Source organism: Nocardia sp. NPDC050435 (genome assembly GCF_040655395.1).
Classification (GTDB): domain Bacteria; phylum Actinomycetota; class Actinomycetes; order Mycobacteriales; family Mycobacteriaceae; genus Nocardia.
In genome coordinates this window covers 41517-64935 of record NZ_JBFAJW010000009.1, presented here as the reverse complement: position 1 = coordinate 64935, position 23419 = coordinate 41517, and the positions used below count along the sequence as shown (strand labels likewise).

Below are 23419 nucleotides of genomic sequence, written 5' to 3'. Positions count from 1 at the left end.
GTGGCGTTGAAGGTGCAGGGCTGGCAGTTGACCGCGGTGGTCGGGGGCGTGCGCTGATGACGCGTCCCACCCGCACCCGGCCCGCCCGCCCGCAGCGCTCCCGCGTCAAGACCCTGCCGCAGCTCCTGGCCGCGGCCGTGGAGGCGAACCCCTCGGGCACCGCCGTGGTGTTCGCCGACGCGCGAACGTCGTTGGCGCAGTTGAGCTATGCCGAACTCGACGAGCGGTCGACCCGGCTGGCGCGGTTACTGCTCGCACGGGGCGTCGGTCCCGAGGATCTGGTCGCGGTGGGTGTGCCGCGCTCGGTCGACTCGGTGGTGGCGGTGTGGGCCGTGGCCAAGGCGGGCGCGGGTTTCGTGCCGGTCGATCCGAACTACCCGGCCGACCGGGTCGCGCACATGGTCACCGATTCCGGTGCGGTACTGGGGCTTACGGTCGAATCCGTCGCCGAGCGGTTACCCACCGCCGTCGACTGGCTGGTCCTCGATGACGCCGGATTCGCCACGGAACTGGCGGAATTCCCGATCGAGCCGGTGACCTACGCCGATCGACCGCGGATGCTGCGGGCCGAGCATCCGGCCTACGTGATCTACACCTCGGGATCGACCGGCAAGCCCAAGGGCGTGGTGGTCACCCAGGCGGGCCTGTCGAGTTTCTGCGACGAGCAGCGGGACCGGTACCGCGTCACGAGCGATTCGCGCGCACTGCATTTCGCGTCGCCGTCGTTCGATGCCTCGGTGCTGGAGCTGTTGCTGGCGGTGGGCGGCGCGGCGACCATGGTGGTGGCCGCACCGACGGTGTACGGCGGGGCCGAGCTGGCGGAGTTGCTGCGGCGCGAGCGGGTTACCCATGCGTTCATCACGCCCGCCGCGCTGGCGTCGGTGGATCCGGCGGGGTTGGACGAGTTCCGGGTGGTGGTGGCCGGTGGTGAGGCGTGCCCGCCGGAGTTGGTGCGGCGCTGGGGTCCTGGCCGGGAATTCTTCAACGGCTATGGTCCGACCGAGACCACGATCATGACCAACATCAGCGCGCCGATGGTGCCCGGTGAGACGGTGACGATCGGCGGGCCGATCCGCGGGATCACCGAGTACGTGCTCGATGATCGGCTGACGCCGGTTCCCAACGGCGTCGTCGGCGAGCTGTACATCACCGGTGCGCAATTGGCGCGCGGCTACCACCGGCGGTCCGCGCTCACCGCCGCGCGTTTCGTGGCGAACCCGTTCGATGCCAACGGTTCCCGGCTCTATCGCACCGGTGATCTCGTGCGCTGGACCGCCGACCACGAGCTGGAGTATCTGGGCCGCAACGACTTCCAGGTCAAGATCCGTGGGTTCCGGATCGAGCTGGGTGAGATCGACGCGGTGCTGGCCGCGCACGACACCGTCGATTTCGCCGTCACCGTGGGCCACGATCTCGACACCGGTGCCACGATTCTCGTCTCCTACGTGCACGCCGCGCCGGGCGCGGTGGCCGAGGCGGCCGCCCTGACCGAGCACGCCCAGGCGAGCCTGCCCGCGCACATGGTGCCGACCACGATCATGGTGCTGGACGAGATCCCGCTCACCCCCGTGGGCAAGCTGGATCGCGGCGCGCTCCCCGCGCCGGAGTTGCGGGCCAAGCGCTTCCGGGCGCCGCAGACGCATCTGGAGGAGATGGTCGCCGAGGTCTTCGCCGACCTGCTGGACCCGCCGAACCCGATCGGCGCGGACGACGACTTCTTCGAACTCGGCGGCAACTCGCTGATCGCCACGCAGGTGATCGCCCGGCTCGGCGCGGCGCTGGACACCCAGGTGCCCGCGCGGGCGCTGTTCGAGGCGTCGACGGTGACCGCGCTGGCCGAGCGCCTGGAACAGGCCAAGGGCTCGGGCCGCCGGCTGGCGCTGACCCCGATGCCGCGTCCGGCGCGGATCCCGCTGTCCCCGGCGCAGCAACGGTATTGGTTCCTCAACCAGTTCGACCCGGCCGGCTCGGCGGTGGACAACATCCCGCTGGCCGTTCGCCTGACCGGCGACCTGGACGTGACCGCGCTGGGCCTGGCCATCGGCGACGTGTTCAGCCGGCACGAGTCGCTGCGCACGGTGTATCCGGCCTCGCCCGAGGGGCCCTATCAGGTGGTGCGTTCCGCGCCGCAGCAGCCGTTCACGCTCACGCCGGTGGACGTCGATCCGGACGAGATCGCCTCGCACATCGTCGAACTGGCGATGACGACCTTCGACGTGACCACCGACGTGCCGGTCGCGGTGGCGCTGTTCCGGCTGGCGCCGGACGAGCACGTCATCGGGTTCGTGGTGCACCACGTCTCGGCCGACGGTTCCTCGATGGGCCCGCTGGCGCGCGACATGATGGTCGCCTACACCGCGCGCGCCGCCGGGGCCGAGCCACGGTGGACGTCGCTGCCGGTGCAATACGCCGATTACGCGCTGTGGCAGCGGGCGGTGCTGGGTTCGGAACAGGATCCGGATTCGGTGGCGACGCGCCAGATCGCTTACTGGCAGCGGACTCTGGCGGGGTTGCCGGATCAGCTGGAACTGCCGACCGATCGGCCGCGCCCGCCCGCGCGCTCGTTCCGCGGGCAGACGGTGCGCTTCCAGATCGCCGCGCGCAGGCACGCGCGGTTGCAGGAGATCGCGCGCGCCAGCAACGTCTCGCTGTTCATGCTGTGCAATGCCGCCCTGGCGGTGCTGCTCGCGCGGCTGGCGGGCACCGAGGACATCGCGGTCGGCACGCCGATCGCGGGGCGTGGCGAGCGCGAACTCGACGACCTGATCGGCATGTTCGTCAACACGCTGGTCTTCCGCACCCGGGTGCGGCCGGACGCGGTGTTCACCGATCTGCTGGCCGAGGTGCGCGAACGCAACCTCGAGGCGTACGCGAACGCGGACGTGCCCTTCGAGCGCCTGGTGGAGGTGCTCAACCCGGTGCGCTCGGCGGCGCGCAGCCCGCTGTTCCAGGTCGGATTGTCCTTCCAGAATCTGGCGCGGACCAGCTTCGAACTGCCCGGATTGACCGTCAGCGGCGTCGATTTCGATACCTGGCTGGCCAAGACCGATCTGCACGTCACGCTGACCGACCGCTACCACGAGGACGGGTCGCCGGCCGAGATCCGAGCCGAATTCGGTTACGCCACAGACCTGTTCGACGAGTCGACGGTGCAGAGCTTCGCCGATCGTTTCGTCCGGGTGCTGGACGCGGTGATCGACGACCCGGGCGTCGTGGTGAGCACCATCGATCTGCTCGCGGCCGCCGAGAGCGACCGGATCCTGGACGCCTGGAACGACACGGCGCACCCGGTCGATCCCGGCGCGACGCTGGTCTCGCTGCTGGACGCGACGGTCGCCGCCTTCCCGGACGCGGTCGCGCTGGTGGCCGACGAGGCCACGGGCCGGCGGGAACTCGACTACGCCGAGCTGGACGCGCGGGTGAACCGGCTGGCCCGGCAGTTGATCGCGCACGGCGTGGGCCCGGAGGCGCGGGTGGCGCTGGCGCTGCGGCGCTCGGTCGATCTCGTGGTCGCGATGTACGCGGTGGCCCGGGCCGGCGGCGCGTACGTGCCCGTCGACCCGGATCAAGCCGCCGAGCGTGTCGGCTACATCCTGCGGACCGCGGCACCGGTCTGCGTACTGACCGACGCCGACACCGATTTCCGGACCGAGCTCGCCCCGGTACTGGTGCTGGACACGCTGGCCGGGACCGACGATCGGCCGGTCACCGACGCCGACCGGCGCGCGCCGCTGCGGCCCGGGCACACCGCCTACGTCATCTTCACCTCCGGTTCCACCGGCCGCCCCAAGGGCGTCGCGGTCACGCACGCCGCCATCGCCAACCAATTGCAGTGGAAGGCCGCCGAATTCGGGCTCGGCCCCAAAGACGGGCTGCTGCTCAAGACCGCCGCCACCTTCGATCTGTCGGTCTGGGAGTTCTGGGCCGCGGCCGTCTGCGGCGGTCGCCTGGTGATCGCCGCCCCGGACGGTCACAAGGACCCGGTCTACCTGAACGAGCTGATCACCCGGGAGTGGGTGACCACCCTGCACGTGGTGCCGTCCATGCTGGACGCGCTGGTCACCGCCGGTCTGCCGGAGTGCGTGTGGCGAGTGCTGGCGATCGGTGAGGCGCTGCCCGGCGCGCTGGCGCAGCGGCTGCGGCGGGAACGGCCGCTGATCGAGCTGTTCAATCTCTACGGCCCGACCGAGGCGGCGGTGTCGGTCACCAGCCATCGCGTGCGGGACGGCGATCCGGTCGCGGTGCCGATCGGGCGGCCGGAGTGGAACAGCCGGGTGTATGTGCTGGACGCGCGGCTGAACCCGGTGCCGGTCGGGGTCTCCGGCGAGCTGTATCTGGCGGGGGCGCAGCTGGCGCGCGGCTACTTCGGCCGGCCCGACCTGACCGCAGAACGCTTCGTGGCCAACCCGTTCGAGCCCGGCGCCCGGATGTACCGCACCGGTGACCTGGTCGCCTGGCGCACCAGCGGCGCGCTGGATTACCGGGGCCGCACCGACTTCCAGGTCAAGATCCGCGGCTTCCGGATCGAGCTCGGCGAGATCGAGGCCGCGCTGCTGGCGCTGCCGGGCATCGCGCAGACCGCGGTGCTCGCGGTCGCCGATCCGCGCACCGGCGATCGGCTGGTCGCCTATCTGGTGGGCACGGATATCGATGTCGCCCAGGTGAATTCCGCGCTGGGCGCGGTGCTGCCGTCCTACATGGTGCCCTCGGCGTTCGTGGTGCTGGACGCGCTGCCGCTGAACGTCAACGGCAAGCTGGACCGGAAAGCCTTGCCCGCGCCCACTTTCCAGAAGGCGGTGTTCCGGGCGCCGGTCACACCGGTCGAGCAGATCGTGGCGAACACCTTCGCCGAGGTGCTGCGGGTCGACGGCGCCGGCGAGCACCTGCGCATCGGCCTGGACGACGAATTCTTCGCGCTCGGCGGCAATTCGCTGCTGGCCACCCAGGTGGCGGCCCGGCTGGGCGCCGCGCTCGACGCCCGGGTGCCGGTGCGCCTGCTGTTCGAGGCCACCACGGTGGCCGCGCTGGCGCTGAAGGTGGAACGGCACGCCGACACCGGTGCGCGGCAGGCGCTGACCGCGGGCCCGCGCCCGCGCCGCGTTCCGCTGTCGCTGGCGCAGCAGCGGATGTGGTTCCTCAATCAGTTCGACCCGGATTCGGCGGCGAACAATATCCCGTTCGCGATCCGCCTGACCGGTGCGCTGGACACCCACGCCCTGCAGAACGCGCTGGCCGACGTGATCGAGCGGCACGAGACCCTGCGCACCGTGTACCCGCCGGTCGACGGCACCGGCTACCAGGTGATTCTCCCTGCGGCCCAGGTGGTTCCGCGCCTGGTGCGCGAGCCGGTGGCCGAGGCCGACCTGCCGCGCTGGCTGAGCGGCATCCTGCTCTCGGGCTTCGACGTGGCCGCCGAGGTGCCGCTGCGCGTCGGTGTGGCCCAGGTCGGTCCGGACGAACACGTGCTGGCCGTGGTGGTGCACCACATCGCCGCCGACGGCGCGTCCTTCGCGCCGCTGGCCCGCGACCTGATGATGGCCTACCTGGCCCGGCGCGAGGACGCCCGGCCGAGTTGGTCGCCGCTGCCGGTGCAGTACGCCGACTACACGCTGTGGCAGCGTGCGGTACTGGGCGACGCCGATGATCCGGAATCCCTGGCGGCGACGCAGATCTCGTACTGGCGCGACGCGCTGGCCGGTATCCCGGACCGGCTCGACCTGCCCGCCGATCGGCCGCGCCCACTGGTCGCCTCCGGGGTGGCGGGGGAGTACGGCTTCACGGTGGACGCCTCGGTGCGCGCGGGGCTGGCCGCCCTGGCGCAGCGTTCGGGCACCTCGGAGTTCATGGTCGTGCACGCCGCGTTCGCGCTGCTGCTGGCCCGTCTGTCGGGCACCGGGGACATCACCGTCGGCACCCCGATCGCGGGCCGTGGCGAGCGCGAACTCGACGATCTGATCGGCATGTTCGTCAACACCCTGGTGCTGCGCACCCGGATCGATCCGGGTGCGTCGTTCCTGGATCTGCTGGCGGCGACCAGGGAAACCGATCTCGGCGCGTTCTCGCACGCCGAGCTGCCCTTCGAGCGGCTGGTCGAGGTGCTGGACCCGGTGCGCTCGCAGGCGCACCACCCGCTGTTCCAGGTGGCGCTGTTCTTCCAGAACATGGATCAGGCCGAGCTGGAACTGCCCGGCATGACGGTGCGTACGCTCGACTTCGACGGCGCCGTCGCGAAATTCGATCTGCAGCTGACGATCGTGCCCGAACAGAGCGAGCAGCAGCTCGGCGGCATGGCGGCGGTGTTCACCTATGCCGCCGACCTGTTCGACCAGGCGACCATCGTGGGCTACGCGGATCGGCTGGTGCGCGTTCTCGCGACCGTGGCCGCCGAACCGGAGTCGCCGGTCGGCGCGCTCGAGCTGCTGGATCCGGCCGAGCGGGAGCGAATCCTGCTGGCGTGGAACGACACCGATCATCCGGTCGCCCCCGAGCTGCTGCTGGACGGGTACCGGCGCGCGGTGGCGGCGCATCCGGACGCGGTCGCGATCGCTTACGAGGGCGCCGCGCTGACCTACCGCGAGTTCGACGTGCGCGTCAATCAGCTGGCGCGCCTGCTGATCTCGCGTGGCGTCGGCGCGGAAGCGCTGGTGGGCCTGGCGATCCGGCGCTCGATCGATCTGGTGGTCGGCATGTACGCGATCGTCGCCGCGGGCGGTGCGTACGTACCGCTGGATCCCGATCACCCGGCCGAGCGCATCGGCCACATCCTCGACACCGCTCAGCCCCTGGGCGTGCTGACCACGACCGACGCCGCGAGCTGCCTGCCCGCCGGGACCGACGCGCTGGCCCTGGACGAACTGCAGCTGGCCGGGTTCAGCGGTGAACCGCTGGATCCCGCGGAACTGCTGCGGCCGGTCCGGCTCGAGCATCCGGCCTACGTCCTGTTCACCTCGGGCTCGACCGGCCGTCCCAAGGGTGTCGCGATTTCGCATCGGGCGATCCACAACCAGATCACCTGGATGCTGGGCGAGTACCCGATGGGACCCGAGGACGTCTATCTGCAGAAAACCGCGACGACCTTCGATGTGTCGCTGTGGGGCTTCTTCCTGCCGTTGCGGGTCGGTGCGACGCTGCTGGTGGCCACGCCGGATGGGCATCGCGATCCGCGGTATGTCGCGGAAACCATTGCCGCGCAGAGCGTGACGGTCACCGATTTCGTGCCCTCGATGCTCGCGGTGTTCGCCGCGCACGCCCCGGCCACCGGGCAGGCTTTTCCCACGCTGCGCCACGTGTTCGTCATCGGTGAGGCGCTGCCGCCGGAGACCGTCACCGCCTGGCAGGCGGTCTCGGCCGCGCCCCTGCACAATCTCTACGGTCCGACCGAGGCCGCGGTCTCGGTCACCTACTGGCCCGCTTCCGCAGCCGACGCGCGCACGGTGCCGATCGGCGTGCCGCAGTGGAACACCCGCGTGTACGTGCTGGATGCGCGGTTGCAGCCGGTCCCGGCCGGGGTGCCGGGCGAGCTGTATCTGGCCGGTGCGCAACTCGCGCGCGGGTACGTGCGCCGCCCGGATCTGACCTCGGATCGCTTTGTCGCCAGTCCCTTCGGCGCCGGTGAGCGCATGTACCGCACCGGCGATCTGGTGCTGTGGCGGGACGCGCCGCATCGGCTGGAGTACCTGGGGCGCACCGACTTCCAGGTGAAGTTCCGTGGTCAGCGCATCGAGCTGGGTGAGATCGAAACCGCCTTGCTGGCAGAGGATTCCGTGAGCCAGGCCGCGGCGCTGGTGGTCGCCTCCGAGCTCGGCGACCAGCTCGTCGGCTACGTCGTGGCCACACCCGGGCATGCGATCGATCCGCGGGCACTGCTGGCCGCGATCGCGGAAACCCTGCCCGCCTACATGATTCCGGCGACCCTGGTGGAGCTGCCGGAGTTCCCGCTCAACGCCAGCGGCAAGCTCGATCGCAAGACCCTGCCCGAACCGAGTTTCGCGGCCCGGGAATTCCGCGCCCCGGCCACACCGGTCGAGGAGATCGTGGCCGAGGTGTTCGCGACCGTGCTCGGCCTGGATCAGGTCGGCGCGGACGACGACTTCTTCGAACTCGGCGGCAACTCCCTGGTCGCCACCCGGGTGGCCGCGCACCTCGGCGCCGCCCTGGAGACGCGGATTCCGGTGCGCGCGCTGTTCGAGGCGTCGACGGTCGCGGGGCTGGCGGCCGAACTGTCGCCGCGGACCGGCAGCGCCGAGCCCGCCGCCCTGGTGGTGGGCCCACGGCCGGAACGGATTCCGTTATCGCCGGCCCAGCAGCGGATGTGGTTCCTGAACCGCTTCGACAGCGCCTCGGCCGCCTACAACATGCCCGCGGCCCTCCGGCTCACGGGTGCTCTGGATGTCGCCGCGCTGGGCGCGGCCGTCACGGACCTGGTGGCGCGGCACGAAATCCTGCGCACGGTGTATCCGCTGGCCGACGACGCGGCGGTGCAGTGGATCCGGCCCGCGACCGAGGTGGTCGTCGACCTGACGCCGATCGAGGTGGACGCGGCCGCGCTCGAGACCGCGATCCGGGACGTGGTGGCCACCGGGTTCGACGTGACCCGCGAGCTGCCGTTCCGGGTCCGCCTGCTGCGGGTCGCCGGGACAGCCGAGCACGTACTGGTTTTCGTGGCCCACCACATCAGCGCCGACGGCTGGTCGCTGGGTCCGCTGACCCGTGATCTGATGCTCGCCTACCTGGCCCGCAGCGGTGGCGCCGCGCCGGACTGGACGCCGCTGCCGGTGCAGTACGCCGACTACACGCTGTGGCAGCGCGCTGCCCTCGGCGCCGAGAGCGACCCGCATTCCCTTGCCGCGCAGCAGTTGTCGTACTGGACCGCGCAGCTGGAGGGCTTGCCGGAAGAGCTGACACTGCCCGCGGACCGGCCGCGTCCGGCGGTACCCACCTCGGCCGCGGGCAAATCCGAGCTGACGCTCGACGCCGCGACCCACGCGGCGCTGGCCCGGCTGGCGCGCGAGGAGCACGCGACGCTGTTCATGGTGGTGCACACCGCGCTGGCGGCCCTGCTGAGCCGGTTGACCGGCAGCGCCGACCTGGCGATCGGCACGCCGGTCGCCGGGCGCGGGCACGCGGCGCTGGACGACGTGATCGGCATGTTCGTCAACACGCTGGTGCTGCGCAGCCGGATTCGGCCCGGCGCGAGTTTCCTGGATCTGCTGGCGGCCACCCGCGAGACCGACCTGCAGGCGTTCTCGCACGCCGACATTCCGTTCGAGCGCCTGGTCGAGGTCCTCGATCCGCCGCGATCGACCGGGCGGCATCCGCTGTTCCAGGTCTCACTGTCCTTCGACAATCTCACGCCGCCGAGCTTCGAACTGCCCGGATTGTCGCTGGCCGGAATCGATCTGGGTGAAGGCAGCGCCAAATTCGATCTGTCCCTGCTGATCGGCGAGCAGTACGACGCCGACGGCGCGCCCGCAGGGCTCGCGGGTGTATTCACCTTCGCGCGAGACCTGTTCGACGACAGCACGATCGACCGAATCGGCGATCGATTCACGCGGCTGCTGGCCGCGGTCGCGCAGCGGCCGGACACCGCGATCGCGGACCTGCCGCTGTTCGGCGCCGCCGAACAGGCGCCGCTCGCGGCGGCGGCGAGTAGCCGGATGCTGTTGCCCGGCAGCCTGCTGCCGGATCTGCTGACCCGCGGCCTGCGCCACGGCGCGGACCGCACCGCCGTGCGCGCCGAGGGCGCCTCGATCAGCTACCGCGAACTGGACGAGCGCACCTCTCGGCTGGCGCGGGTGCTGATCGGCAGCGGCGTCGGTCCCGAACAGCTGGTCGTGGTGGCGCTGCCGCGCTCCTACGACACCGTCACCGCGGCGCTGGCGATCGCCAAGGCCGGTGGCGCCCACGTGCCGGTCGACCCGACGCATCCGGTGGACCGGGTGCGCTACCTGGCCACCGATTCCGGTGCGCTGCTGGGCATCACGACCGCGGAGTACGTGCCCCGGCTGCCGGGCGAGGTGCAGTGGCTGGTGCTCGACGATCCCGCGATCGAACAGCTCTGCGCCGAGCAGCCCGCCCACCGGGTGACCGACGCCGAACGGCTGTCCCCGCTGCGGCCGGAGCATCCCGCCTACGTCGTCTACACCTCCGGCTCGACCGGCATGCCCAAGGGCGTCACCGTGACCCACGCCGGCCTGCGCGATCTGGTCGACTACTCCGGCGAGTTGTACCAGCTGGGTTCGGCCGACCGGGTGCTGCACGTGCGCACGCCGATCGCGGACCCCTCGGTGCTGGAATGGCTGAGCGCCTTCGCCCACGGGGCCACCCTGGTGCTGACCCCGGCGACGGTGTTCGGCGGGGTGGAGCTCAGCGACCTGATGCGGGCCGAGCGGGTCACGCACGCGCTGATCCCGCCGGGCGTGCTCGGCACCATGGATCCGGCCGGGCTGACGGAACTGCGGCTGATCCACGCCGGTGGCGATGTCACCACGCCGGAGTTGCTGGCGCGCTGGGCGCCCGGCCGCACCTACCTCAACGCCTACGGGCCGACCGAGACCACGATCGTGGCCACCTACGCGGAACTGGCCGCCGGACAGCGCGTCACCATCGGGCAGCCGGTGTTCGGGATGTCGGCGTATGTGCTGGACGCCGCCCTGCGGCCGGTGCCGCCGGGTGTCACGGGTGAGCTCTATCTCGCGGGCGGGGCGCTCGCGCGCGGCTACCGCAACCGGGGCGGGCTCACCGCCGAGCGGTTCGTCGCCGATCCGTGGGGTCCCGCGGGCACCCGCATGTACCGGACCGGCGATCTGGTGCGCTGGATCTCCGGGGAGCCGCGCGCGGCTTGGTCGCTGGAGTTCTTGGGGCGCAGCGACTTCCAGGTCAAGATTCGCGGATTCCGGGTCGAGCTCGGCGAGATCGACGCGGTGCTGCGCCGGCACGCCGGGGTGGAGTTCGCGCTGACCATGGGCCGTCCCGGTCCCGCCGGTGACACCGTCCTGGTGTCGTATGTGCGTGCTGCACTGGGGCATTCGCTCGATCCGAGCGCACTGAAAGACTTCGCCGCGCGCGGCCTGGCACCGTACATGGTGCCCGCGGCGGTCGTCGTTCTCGACGAGGTTCCGCTCACGGCGGCGGGCAAGGTGGACCGCAAGGCCCTGCCCGCACCGGAACTCGCGCCGCGCGAATACCGCGCGCCGCGCACGCCGCTGGAGGAGACGGCGGCATCGGTGTTCGGCACGGTGCTCGGACTCGAGCAGGTCGGGCGCGAGGACGACTTCTTCGAACTCGGCGGCAACTCCCTGATCTCCACCCAGGTCGCCGCCCGGCTGGGCGCGGCGATCGACGCGCACGTGCCAGCCCGGGTGATCTTCGAGGCCCCGACCGTCGCCGCGCTCGCCGAGCGGCTCGGCGAACTCGCCGGCGCGGGCGGGCGGCGACCCCTGGTCGCCGGACCGCGCCCCGAACGCGTTCCGCTCTCGCTCGCGCAGCAGCGCATGTGGTTCCTGAACCGCTTCGACGGGCAGTCCGCGGCCTACACCGTACCGATCGCGGTGCGGCTCACCGGCGCACTCGACATCGAGGCCCTGCGGCTCGCGGTGGGCGACATCGTGGCCCGGCACGAGACCCTGCGCACGGTCTACCCCGAGACCGAAGCCGGACCGGTGCAGGTCGTCCTGCCGCCCGAGCGGGCGGGCCTGGAGCTCGAACTCGGCACCGTCGCGGCGGGGGAGGTCGAAAGGGCCGTACTGGGCGTGCTGTCCACCGCCTTCGACGTGACCGCCGCGCCGCCCGTCCGGGCCGCGCTGTTCGACATCGACGGTCTCGCCGACGATCACGTGCTCGCGGTGGCGGTGCACCACATCTCCGGTGACGGCTGGTCGGTGGGTCCGCTCACCCGCGATCTGATGACGGCCTATCTCGCCCGCGTCACCGGCGCGGCTCCGGACTGGCAGCCGCTGGCGGTGCAGTACGCCGACTACAGCCTCTGGCAGCGCGCGGTGCTCGGCAGCGAGGACGATCCGGAATCGGTGTCGGCCGAGCAGATCGCGTTCTGGCGCACGGCGCTGGCGGAACTGCCGGATCAGCTGGACCTGCCCGCGGATCGGCCGCGACCCGCCGTGCAGTCCTTCGCGGGCGGCCAGGTCGACATCCGGATCGACGCCGAGGTACACCGTGCGTTGACCGAGTTGTCCAAGCAGCAGGGCGCGACCCTGTTCATGACTGTGCATACCGCGCTGGCGGTGTTGCTGGCGCGGTTGTCGGGGACCGACGACATCGCCATCGGTACGCCGATGGCGGGCCGTGGTGAGGCGGCGCTGGACGATCTGATCGGCATGTTCGTCAACACCCTGGTGTTCCGCACCCGGGTCGAGGCGGGCCTCGGATTCGCCGAACTTGTTGCGCGGCAGCGTGATTTCGACATCCAGGCGCTCGCCCACGCCGACGTCCCGTTCGAGCGGCTGGTCGAGGTGCTCAACCCGGCGCGCTCCACCGCCCGGCATCCGCTGTTCCAGGTCGGGCTGTCCTTCCAGAACATCACCCGCACCGCGCTCGAACTCCCCGGGCTCACCGTCGACCGGCTCGGGATGGATCTGCGCCTGTCCCAGTTCGATCTGCACTGGGTGCTCGCCGATACCTACGACGCGGACGGCACACCGGCCGGGATCGGCGGCATCCTCACCTACGCCGACGACCTGTTCGACGAAAGCACTGCGGCCGGGTTCGCGGACCGCTTCGCGCGGCTGCTGCGCGCGCTCGTCGCCGCGCCGCAGGCGCCGGTCGGGGACATCGATCTGCTCGACGCGGGAGAGCGGGCCGCGCTCGTCGCGCGCAACGCGACCGCGCACCAAGTGGATTCGGACGCGACCCTGGTGACGTTGCTCGACGCTGCGGTCGCCGCGACGCCCGAGGCGGTGGCGCTGGTCGGCCCGGACGGGCAGCGGATCACCTACGCCGCGCTCGACGCGCGCGTGAACCGGCTTGCCCGGCAGCTGATTTCGCGGGGCGTGCGGCCGGAATCCCGGGTCGCGCTCGCCCTGCGGCGTTCGGTCGACCTGGTGGTGGCGATGTACGCCGTGGCGCGGGCGGGCGGTGCGTACGTGCCGATCGATCCGGATCAGCCGGCCGAGCGCACCGACTACATCCTCGACACCGTGGCACCGGTCTGCGTACTGACCGATGCCGGCACGGCCTTCAGCACGGGGATCGCCCCGGTGGTGCGGGTGGACGCTTCGGCCGGGGATCCGCAGGCCGTCGGGGCGAACGTGCCTGCCGGCGTGGGTTCGATCACCGCCGGAGATCCTCACACCGCCGGGTTGACCGCGCCTGCTGTCGTGGCGCCGATCACCGACGGGGATCCGGACATCGCGGGGTTGACCGCGCCTGCTGTCGTGACACCGATCACCGACGGGGATCCGGACACCGCTGGGTCGAACGTGCATGCTGTCGTGGGGTCCATCACCGACACGGATCCGGACATCGCTGGGTCGAACGCGACCGCTGTCGTTGCGCCGATCGCCGACGCGGATCGTCCGGTGCCGCTGCGGGCGGGCAACACCGCTTACGTGATCTTCACCTCCGGCTCCACCGGTCGGCCCAAGGGTGTGGCGGTGTCGCATGGTGCGATCGTCAATCAGTTGCTGTGGAAGACAGCGGAATTCGGGCTCGGGGCCCACGACGCGGTGCTGTTGAAGACCGCCGCGACCTTCGACCTGTCGGTCTGGGAATTCTGGTCCGCGGCGGTCAGCGGCGGCCGGCTGGTCATCGCGAGCGCCGAAGGGCATCGCGATCCCGCCTATCTGACCGAGCTGATGGCCCGCGAGGGTGTCACCACGCTGCACGCGGTGCCGTCCATGCTGGAGGCCCTGCTGCACAACGAGATGCCGGGCACCCTGCGTCGCGTTCTCGCTATCGGCGAAGCGCTGCCCGCCACCCTGGCGCGACGCTTCCGCACCGCGAATCCCGGTGCGGCGCTGTACAACCTGTACGGCCCGACCGAGGCCGCCGTCTCCATCACCAGCCACGCGGTGACCGACGCCGACGACCCGGCCGTGCCGATCGGCACCCCCGAATGGAACAGCACGGCATACGTCCTGGACGCCCGCCTGCACCCCGTGCCGCCCGGCGTCCCCGGCGAGCTGTACCTCGCCGGAGCGCAACTCGCGCGCGGCTACTTCGGCCGCCCCGACCTGACCGCGGACCGCTTCGTCGCCAACCCCTTCCAGCCCGGCACCCGCCTGTACCGCACCGGCGACCTCGCCGCCTGGAACGCCGACGGCGAACTGGAATACCGCGGCCGCACCGACTTCCAGGTCAAGATCCGCGGCTTCCGCATCGAACTCGGCGAGATCGAAGCCGCCCTGCTCGCCCAGCCGGGCATCGCCCAGGCCGCAGTCCTCGCCCACTCCGACCCCCGCACCGGCGACCGTCTGGTCGCCTACGTCGTGCCCCGGCACACCAGCGACCTGGATCCCGGCGAAGGCCGGGATCCAGGAGCCGAGGTAAACGTCGCAGAACTGCAGTCGGCACTAACCGCCGCGTTGCCGTCCTACATGGTGCCCGCGGCATTCGTGGTCCTGGACGCCCTCCCGCTGACCGTCAACGGCAAGCTGGACCGGAAAGCGCTGCCGGAGCCCGAGTTCGAGACGCAGACCTTCCGCGCACCGTCGACTCCGATCGAGGAGATCGTGGCGCGCGTGTTCGCCGAGGTGCTCGGCGTAGAGCGGGTCGGCGCGGACGACGACTTCTTCGCGCTCGGCGGCAATTCGCTGCTGGCCACGCAGGTGGTCGCGCGGCTGGGCGCGGCACTCGATACGCGGGTGCCGGTGCGGACGCTGTTCGAGGCGGCCACGGTGAGCGGGCTGGCCGTCAAGGCCGAGCAGCAGGCGGGGGCCGGTGGGCGCAAGCCGCTGGTCGCCGGACCTCGCCCGGCCGAGATTCCGCTGTCGCTCGCGCAGCGGCGGATGTGGTTCCTGAACCGGTTCGATACCGAGTCGGCCGCCTACAACATCCCGGTCGCGATCCGGCTCACCGGCGTACTCGACACCGCCGCGTTGCAGCGGGCCTTCGACGACATCGTCGCCCGGCACGAGATCCTGCGTACCGTCTACCCGCAGACCGACGGCGGCCCGGTCCAGGTGATTCTGGCCCCCGGACAGAGCGGGGTGCCGCGGCTGGCGGTGCACCCGGTGCCCGCGGCCGAGGTGGAAAACTATGTCGGAGCGCTGGTCTCGACGCTGTTCGACGTGACCGCCGAGGTCCCGGTGCAGGCGGTGCTCTTCGAGATCGCCGACGCCGCCGACGACTACGTGCTCGCGCTGGTCGTGCACCACATCGCGGCCGACGGCTCCTCCGCCGGCCCGCTCACCCGCGACCTGATGACGGCCTATCTCGCCCGCGCCGCCGGCGCTGCGCCGAACTGGCAGCCGCTGGCGGTGCAGTACGCCGACTACAGCCTCTGGCAGCGCGAGGTACTCGGCAGCGAGGACGACCCGGAATCGCTGTCGGCCAAGCAGGTCGCCTACTGGCGCACGGCGCTGGCCGATCTGCCCGATCAGCTGGAACTGCCCACCGACCGGCCACGACCGGCGGTGCAGAGTTTTGCGGGCGACAAGGTCGACATCCGGATCGACGCCGAATTGCACCGTGCCCTGGCCGAACTCGCCCGCGCGGAGGGCGCGACGCTGTTCATGGTTGTGCATACCGCGCTGGCCGTGCTTTTGGCGCGGTTGTCGGGGGCCGACGACATCGCCATCGGTACGCCGATGGCGGGCCGTGGTGAGGCGGCGCTGGACGATCTGATCGGAATGTTCGTCAACACCCTGGTGTTCCGCACCCGGGTCGAGGCGGGCGCGAGCTTCACCACACTGCTGAACCGGCAGCGCGAAAACGACATTCAAGCCTTCGCCCATGCGGACGTTCCGTTCGAGCGGCTGGTCGAGGTCCTGAATCCACAGCGTTCCACGGCACGGCATCCGCTGTTCCAGGTCGGGCTGTCCTTCCAGAACCTGGCTCGGTCGGTGCTGGAACTGCCCGGCCTCCAGGTCTCGGGCGTGGACGCCGAACGCCAGCTGTCCCAATTCGACCTGCACCTGATCATCGGCGACAGCTACGACGCGGAGGGTCGCCCGGCCGGACTCGGCGGGTTCTTCACATACGCCACCGATCTGTTCGATCGCTCGACCGTGCAGGGGTTCGCGGACCGGTTCGTGCGGTTGCTCACCGAGATCGTCGCCGACCCGGGCACCGCTGTCGGCGACCTCGAAATCCTCGACCCGGCCGAGCGTTTCGCGCTGGTCGAGCGGGACGCGACCGTGCGCCAACTGGATTCGTCGGCGACGCTGGCGACGCTGCTGGCCGGCACTATCGCCGCTGATCCGAAGGCGACCGCCCTGGTCACCGACGATGGTGCTCAGCTGACGTACGCCGAGTTGGATGCTCGGGTGAATCGGCTTGCGCGGCATCTGATCTCGCTGGGTGTGGGTCCGGAGTCGCGGGTGGGGTTGGCGATCCGTCGGTCGGTGGATCTGGTGGTGGCGATGTACGCGGTCACCGTGGCTGGTGGTGCGTATGTGCCGGTCGATCCGGATCAAGCCCGCGAGCGCACCGACTATGTGCTCGAGACCGCAGCACCGGTGTGTGTGCTGAGCAATGCCGAGACCGGGTTCGAGACCAGGGTCGCGCCGGTGGTGCGGATCGATGAGGTCGATCTGTCGGGGTATGCGAGCGGCCCGGTGACCGATGAGCAGCGTGCGGGGACTTTGCGTGCGGGGAATTCGGCGTATGTGATTTTCACGTCGGGTTCGACGGGTCGTCCGAAGGGTGTGGTGGTTTCCCACGCCGCGGTGGTGAATCAGTTGTTGTGGAAGGTCGCGGAGTTCGGTTTGGATGCCGCGGATGCGGTGTTGTTGAAGACGGCGGCGACGTTCGATTTGTCGGTGTGGGAGTTCTGGTCGGCGGCGGTGTGTGGTGGTCGTTTGGTGATCGCGTCGCCGGAGGGGCATCGGGATCCGGTGTATTTGAACGAGTTGATGGCTCGGGAGTGGGTGACCACGTTGCATGTGGTGCCGTCGATGGTGGAGGCGTTGCTGGGTGCGGGTGGGTTGCCGGATTCGTTGTGGCGGGTGCTGGCGATCGGTGAGGTGTTGCCGGGTGGTTTGGCGCGGCGGTTGCGGGCGGGTTTGCCGCGGGTGGAGTTGTTCAATTTGTATGGTCCGACCGAGGCGGCGGTGTCGGTGACCGCGCATCGGGTGAGCGGGAGCGAGGAACCCGTTCCGATCGGTGTGCCGGTGTGGAACAGCGGCGTGCTGGTGTTGGATGCGCGGTTGCGTCCGGTGCCGGTGGGTGTGGTGGGTGAGTTGTATTTGTCGGGTGTGCAGTTGGCGCGGGGGTATGTCGGTGGTGGGGGTTTGACGGCGGGTCGGTTCGTGGCTGATCCGTTCGGGTCGGGTGGGCGGTTGTATCGGACGGGTGATTTGGTGGTGGGGGATGGTGTGGGTGGTTTGGTGTATCGGGGGCGTAGTGATTTTCAGGTGAAGGTTCGGGGTTTCCGGATCGAGTTGGGGGAGATCGAGTCGGTGTTGGTGGGGTTGTCCGGGGTGGGGCAGGCTGTGGTGGTGGCGCGGTCGGATGGGCGTGGGGGCGACCGCCTGGTCGCCTACCTCGTGCCCCGCACCGCCCAGTCCGGAGTGGACGATCTCGGCGCGGCGGTCCAAGCCGCACGCCTGGCCGGTCTGCGTGGCCAGGACGCCGAGCCGCACACTCCCACGGGCAAGCCCGAACTGGATGTGGCACAGGTGAAGTCGGCCCTCGCCGCGGCGTTGCCCTCCTACATGGTGCCCGCGGCATTCGTGGTCTTGGACGCGCTCCCGCTCACCGTGAACGGCAAGCTGGACCGAAAGGCATTGCCGGAACCGGAGTTCGAAGCCCGGACCTACCGCGCACCGGGCACGCCGATCGAGGAGATCGTCGCGCGCACCTTCGCCGACGTCCTCGGCGTCGACCAGGTCGGCGCGGACGACGATTTCTTCGCCCTGGGCGGCAACTCCCTGCTGGCCACCCAGGTGGTGGCCCGCCTCGGCGCGGCGCTGGACGCGCGCGTGCCGGTCCGCACCCTGTTCGAGGCCGCCACCGTCGCCGGGCTGGCGACCAAGGCCGAGCAGCACGCCGGCAGCGGCCGCCGGGCCCTGACCGCGGGCCCACGCCCGGCCGATCTCCCGCTCTCGCTCGCGCAGCAGCGGATGTGGTTCCTCAACCAGTTCGATCCGGACTCGGCGGCCTACAACGTGCCGGGCGCGGTCCGGCTGCTCGGCGACCTCGACACCGCGGCCCTACAGCAGGCGATCGCGGATGTCATCGCCCGCCACGAAACCCTGCGCACGGTCTACCCGGAACGCGAGGGCACCGCCTACCAGGTGATCCTCCCGCCGGACAGTACGGTGCCGGACTTGACGCCGGAGCAGGTGCCCGACGCGGAACTGGGCGCCCGGATCCTGGAGCTGGTCGCCGCCGGCTTCGACGTCACCTCCCAGGTGCCGTTGCGCGCCAAGCTGTTCCGAATCGCCCCGGACGAACACGTGCTGGCGTTCGTGGTGCACCACATCAGCGCGGACGGCTGGTCGATGGGCCCGCTGACCCGGGATGTGGTGCTGGCCTACGCCGCTCGCGCGGCGGGCGCCGCCCCCGGCTGGGCGCCGCTGCCGGTGCAGTACGCCGATTTCGCACTGTGGCAGCGCGAAGTGCTCGGCGCGGAGGACGATCCGGACAGCGTGCTGTCCGCGCAGGCCGAGTACTGGCGCACGGCCCTGGCCGGGCTCCCGGACGAGCTGAACCTGCCCACGGACCGGCCGCGCCCGAAGCTGGCCTCCTTTACGGGCGGGCGGGTCCGGTTCAGCCTGGACGCCGAGCTGCACGCGGACCTGAAAACCCTTGCCCGCGAGCAGAACGCGACGCTGTTCATGGTGCTGCACACCGCGCTGGCGGTGTTCCTGGCGCGGCTGTCGGGCACCGACGACATCGCCATCGGCACCCCCGTCGCCGGTCGCGGTGAAGCCGAGATCGACGACGTCATCGGCATGTTCGTCAACACCCTGGTGCTGCGCACCCGTGTGCCGGGCGAGCGTGGCTTCGCTGAACTGCTCGCGGACACCAAGGAAGCCGACCTGCAAGCGTTCGCGCACGCGGACGTGCCCTTCGAACGACTGGTGGAACTGCTCGAGCCGGAGCGCTCCACCGCGCGCAACCCGTTCTTCCAGGTGTCGCTGGCGCTGCAGAACCTGCCGGAGAGCGGCTACGAACTGCCCGGACTGCGGGTGCGAGCCGTCGAATCCGGCCTGCTCTCCGAGCAATTCGACCTGTCGCTGACCCTGCGGGAATCCGAATCCGGCCTGCACGCCGAACTCACCTACGCCCGCGATCTGTTCGACGAGACCACCGTCGAGGGGTTCGCCGAGCGCTTCACGCGGCTGCTGGAAGCGGCGGTGGCCGCGCCGGACCGGCCGGTCGGCGACCTGCCGCTGCTCTCGGCCGCGGAACAGCGCGTGCTCGCCCCGATCAGCGGCGCACCCGCCACCGACAGCGGCCTGCTGCCGGACCTGCTGGCCCGCGGGCTCAGCCACGGCCGCGACCGCACCGCGGTGCGCTACCTGGGCATGTCGATCAGCTACGGCGCGCTCGACGACTACTCCACCCGGCTGGCCCGGGTGCTGATCGAACACGGCGTCGGGCCGGAAAAGATTGTCGCCCTGGCATTCCCGCGGTCGCTGGAGATGATCACGGCGATCTGGGCGGTGGCCAAGACCGGCGGCGCGTTCGTGCCGGTCGACCCCGCCTACCCGGGCGACCGGATCCAGCACATGCTCACCGATTCCGGCGCCGTGCTGGGTCTCACCGCCGCCGTGCACGCCGCCGGGCTGCCCGGCGCCGTGCCGTGGCTGGTGCTCGACGACGCGGCCACCACCGAGTTGCTGCAGACGCGGTCGGCCGCCCCGGTCACCGACGCCGATCGCCGCGCCACGCTGGATCCGCGGCATCCGGCCTACCTGATCTACACCTCCGGTTCGACCGGCCTGCCCAAGGGCGTGACGGTCACCCACTGCGGCCTGGGCGGCTTCATCGGCTACCTAGCCCACGAGTCCTATCGGGTGCAGGCACACCATCGGATGCTGCAGGTGACCTCACCGAGTTTCGATCAGTCCGTGGAAGAGTGGCTGACCGCGTTCTACGCGGGCGCGACCCTGGTCGTGGTCCCGGCGACCATCCTGGGCGGCGACGAACTGGCCGAACTGATGCGTGCCGAAGCCGTGACGCACGCGGTGATGACCCCGGCGCTGCTCGGCACCGTCGATCCGGCCGGGCTCGAGCAGCTCGAGCTCGTGGCCGCCGGCGGTGACGTGACCGCCCCCGAACTGCTGGCCCGCTGGCAGCCCGGCCGCCGCTACATCAACGGCTACGGACCCACCGAGATGACCATCGGCGCGGTGTACGGCCCGCAGCGGGCCGGCGCGCCGGTCACCATCGGCGTTCCGGTGCACGGTATCTCGGCCCTGATCCTGGACCGGCGGCTGCACCCGGTGCCGCCGGGTGTGGCGGGCGAGCTGTACCTGGCCGGTGCGGCGATGGCACGCGGGTACCACGACCGCGCCGCGCTGACCGCGGATCGCTTCGTGGCCAACCCCTGGGCCGCGGGCGAGCGGCTGTACCGCACCGGCGACCTGGTGCGCCTGATTCCCGGTGCGGTCGAAGGGGATTGGGAGTTCGACTATCTCGGCCGCACCGACTTCCAGGTGAAGATCCGCGGTTTCCGCATCGAGCTCGGCGAGATCGACGCGGTGCTCGCCGGACATCCGGATGTCGAATTCGCGACCACCGTCGGACGCGAGAACAACTCGGGCGCAACGGTTCTGATCTCCTACGTGCTGCCCCTCCCGGGCGGCGCGGTGGATCCGGCCGAGCTGTCCGTGTTCGCGGCCGCGCGGCTGCCGCAGCACATGACGCCCGCAGCGATCGTCGTCCTGGACGCGCTCCCGCTGACTCCGGTCGGCAAGGTGGATCGCGCGGCGCTGCCGATGCCCGAGCTCGCCGAGCGTCCCTACCGGGCGCCGGAGACCGCGTTGCAGCGGGCCGTCGCCGAGGTGTTCGCCGAGGTGCTCGGCGTAGCGCGGGCAGGCCTGGACGACGATTTCTTCGCCCTCGGCGGCACCTCGCTGGTGGCGACCAAGGCCGTCGGCCGCCTGCGCACCGTGACCGGGGCGCCGGTGCGGGTGCAGTGGTTCTTCACCGACTCCACCGTCGCGGCGCTGACCCGGCGCGTGCAGGCCGCCTTGGCCGCCGGGGTCGACTACGCCGAGGATTCCGCGGCGGCGCTGGGCGTCATCCTGCCGATCCGGGCCGAGGGCACCCGCCCGGCCCTGTTCGCGATCCACCCGCTCTACGGATTGTCTTGGTGCTACTCGGGTTTCGCGCAATACCTGGACCGCCCGATCTACGGCGTGCAGTCCCCGGCGCTGTCGGAACCGGAATACCTGCCCGCCTCGCTGGACGAGCTGGTGCACCGGTACGTGGCCGAGATCCGCCGGGTGCAGCCCACGGGTCCCTACCACCTGCTCGGCTGGTCCATCGGCGGTGTCCTGGCGCACGCCGTCGCGGTCGCGCTGCAGGGCGACGGCGCCGAGGTGGGCGCGCTGGTCATGCTGGACAGCCGGATCAGCGACGACACCGCCGACCTGCGTGCCGACATCGCCGCCCTGTTCGCCGAGATGGGCGTCACCGGCGCGGCCCTCACCCTCGACGGCGACACCGACGACCTGACCGACGCGGCCCTGGACGCGCTGCACGCCACCATCCCCGCCGACCTCGCGGTCATCACCAGGGACCGCCTGCGCACCCTCTACCGCAGCGCGATCCGCTCGGCCCGGCTGGAATCCGAAGCTCGCTTCGGCGTCTACCACGGCCGCCTGGACTTCTTCAGCGCCGACGGCAACGACCTGGCCCGCACCTGGACCGGGTACGTGGACGGCGACATCGTCGACCATCCCGTCGACGCCGCCCACGAACTGCTCACCTCACCCGAGGTGCTGCAGCGGATCGGCCCGAAGATCGCGAAACTGCTGGACCAGCGCTGACGCGTCCGACCCGGGAGTTCCGCAGCGATCCGGTGCCACACCGGTGACGGTGCCGGACCTGGTGCGTACCGCATGGTTCGATGGCCGTTCCGGTGCGGACTCCAGCAGGAAGGCGGCGGCGTGCACAATCTCAGCAAGGACGAACGCACCGGGCTACGGGGGCACTTCCTGGCCTCCGCCCGGGAGTTCGACCCGGCATGGGCCACCCGCTCCGGGCGCTTCGTCGTCCCGGGGCACGCGGTCGGCAGTCTCGGCAGCGACCCGGGCGGCGCGCACATCCTGAACGCCTTCTCCTGGGCCGGGTACGAGCAGGTCTACTGCCTGACCACCGAGCGGCAGGGCAAGAGCAAAGAGGATCAGGCGGTGCTGGCCAACCTCGAGGACATCCCGAACTGGCCCTGGCCCGGCAAGGCCGACGTCCTGCTCGCCTCGCCCGACCACATGGCCGCGGTCCTGATCTCCACCGACGACTTCATCCTGGTCGGCGGCGATCGGGTCTTCGTGGAGACCGCGCTGGGCATGACCCTCGATCAGGCCCGGACCGCGTTCGAGGCCTACGCCCGCGAGCAGGCCGCCACCGCGCCGCACCTGCCGGAACTGGCCGACCAGTACCGCTGACCTGCTACTTGCGGACCTTGTCGACCGCCGCGACGAAGAACTTCTCGGCCGCCGCCTCGTCGAAATTGGCGGTCTGCACCGCCGCCCGGATCGCGACGGTCTTGTTCTCGACGCGCGCCCACCCGAGATACGCCTTGATCGTGAACGCGCCGAAGCCCGGCACCGAGGACACCGTGGTGGTGCGGTAGGCCACGGCGTCGACGCCGTCCAGCCCGGCCGGCAGCTTGCGGGGTTCCAGGGTGACCTTCGACGACAGGCGCTGGCGGTCCGGGCTGGTGCTGGCGACCTGCATGTTCGGGCATTTCTCCACGGCCGTGGTGAAGACCGCGAGGTCGACCTTCGCGTCCGAGACGGCCTCGAAGTAGACCGAGGGGGGCGTGCCGCCGGAGGCCGCGGCGAAGCCGGCGTCGGCGGTGACCTTGCTCGCCTGGTCGGTCATGTCCTCGACCCGGTTCTGGCACTCGGCGGGGGTGACGGAGTCGATGGCCTGCACCGACAGCACGTCGTTCATCCGGTCCCGGACCTGGTCATCGGGAATGACCATTTTCTTCTCACCCGAGGGAAAATCGGATTCGGTCAGCACCAGCCCGGCCTCGGGACCGCCACCGCCGCCGGTGGAGCAGGCCGAGATCAGCAATCCGGTGCAGAGCAGCAATGACTTGCCAAGTGTCCGAATTTTCACC

Annotated in this window: 3 protein-coding genes; 2 read left to right on the top strand and 1 reads right to left on the bottom strand. The window is 70.9% G+C overall.

Going from position 1 to position 23419, the window contains the following annotated elements:
• Positions 1 to 56 precede the first annotated feature (56 nt).
• Both AB0I43_RS26155 and AB0I43_RS26150 read left to right on the top strand, forming a co-directional pair.
• On the top strand, positions 57 to 22118 hold the full coding sequence (locus tag AB0I43_RS26155; RefSeq protein WP_357432738.1) for a non-ribosomal peptide synthase/polyketide synthase: 22062 nt from the start codon (positions 57 to 59) through the stop codon (positions 22116 to 22118).
• A gap of 120 nt (positions 22119 to 22238) precedes the next feature.
• Positions 22239 to 22736 (top strand): hypothetical protein, encoded by a 498-nt coding sequence (locus AB0I43_RS26150; RefSeq protein ID WP_356973735.1) that lies wholly within the window; start codon positions 22239 to 22241, stop codon positions 22734 to 22736.
• A 4-nt stretch (positions 22737 to 22740) separates the two neighbouring features.
• On the opposite strand, the gene AB0I43_RS26145 is transcribed toward AB0I43_RS26150, so the two are convergent.
• Positions 22741 to 23418 (bottom strand): hypothetical protein, encoded by a 678-nt coding sequence (locus AB0I43_RS26145; protein WP_356973736.1) that lies wholly within the window; start codon positions 23416 to 23418, stop codon positions 22741 to 22743.
• Position 23419: the final 1 nt, after the last annotated feature.

Bases quoted from the DNA above. Each gene is read 5' to 3' on its own strand.
- AB0I43_RS26155 (WP_357432738.1), top strand. From the start codon at position 57: ATGACGCGTCCCACCCGCACCCGGCCCGCCCGCCCGCAGCGCTCCCGC.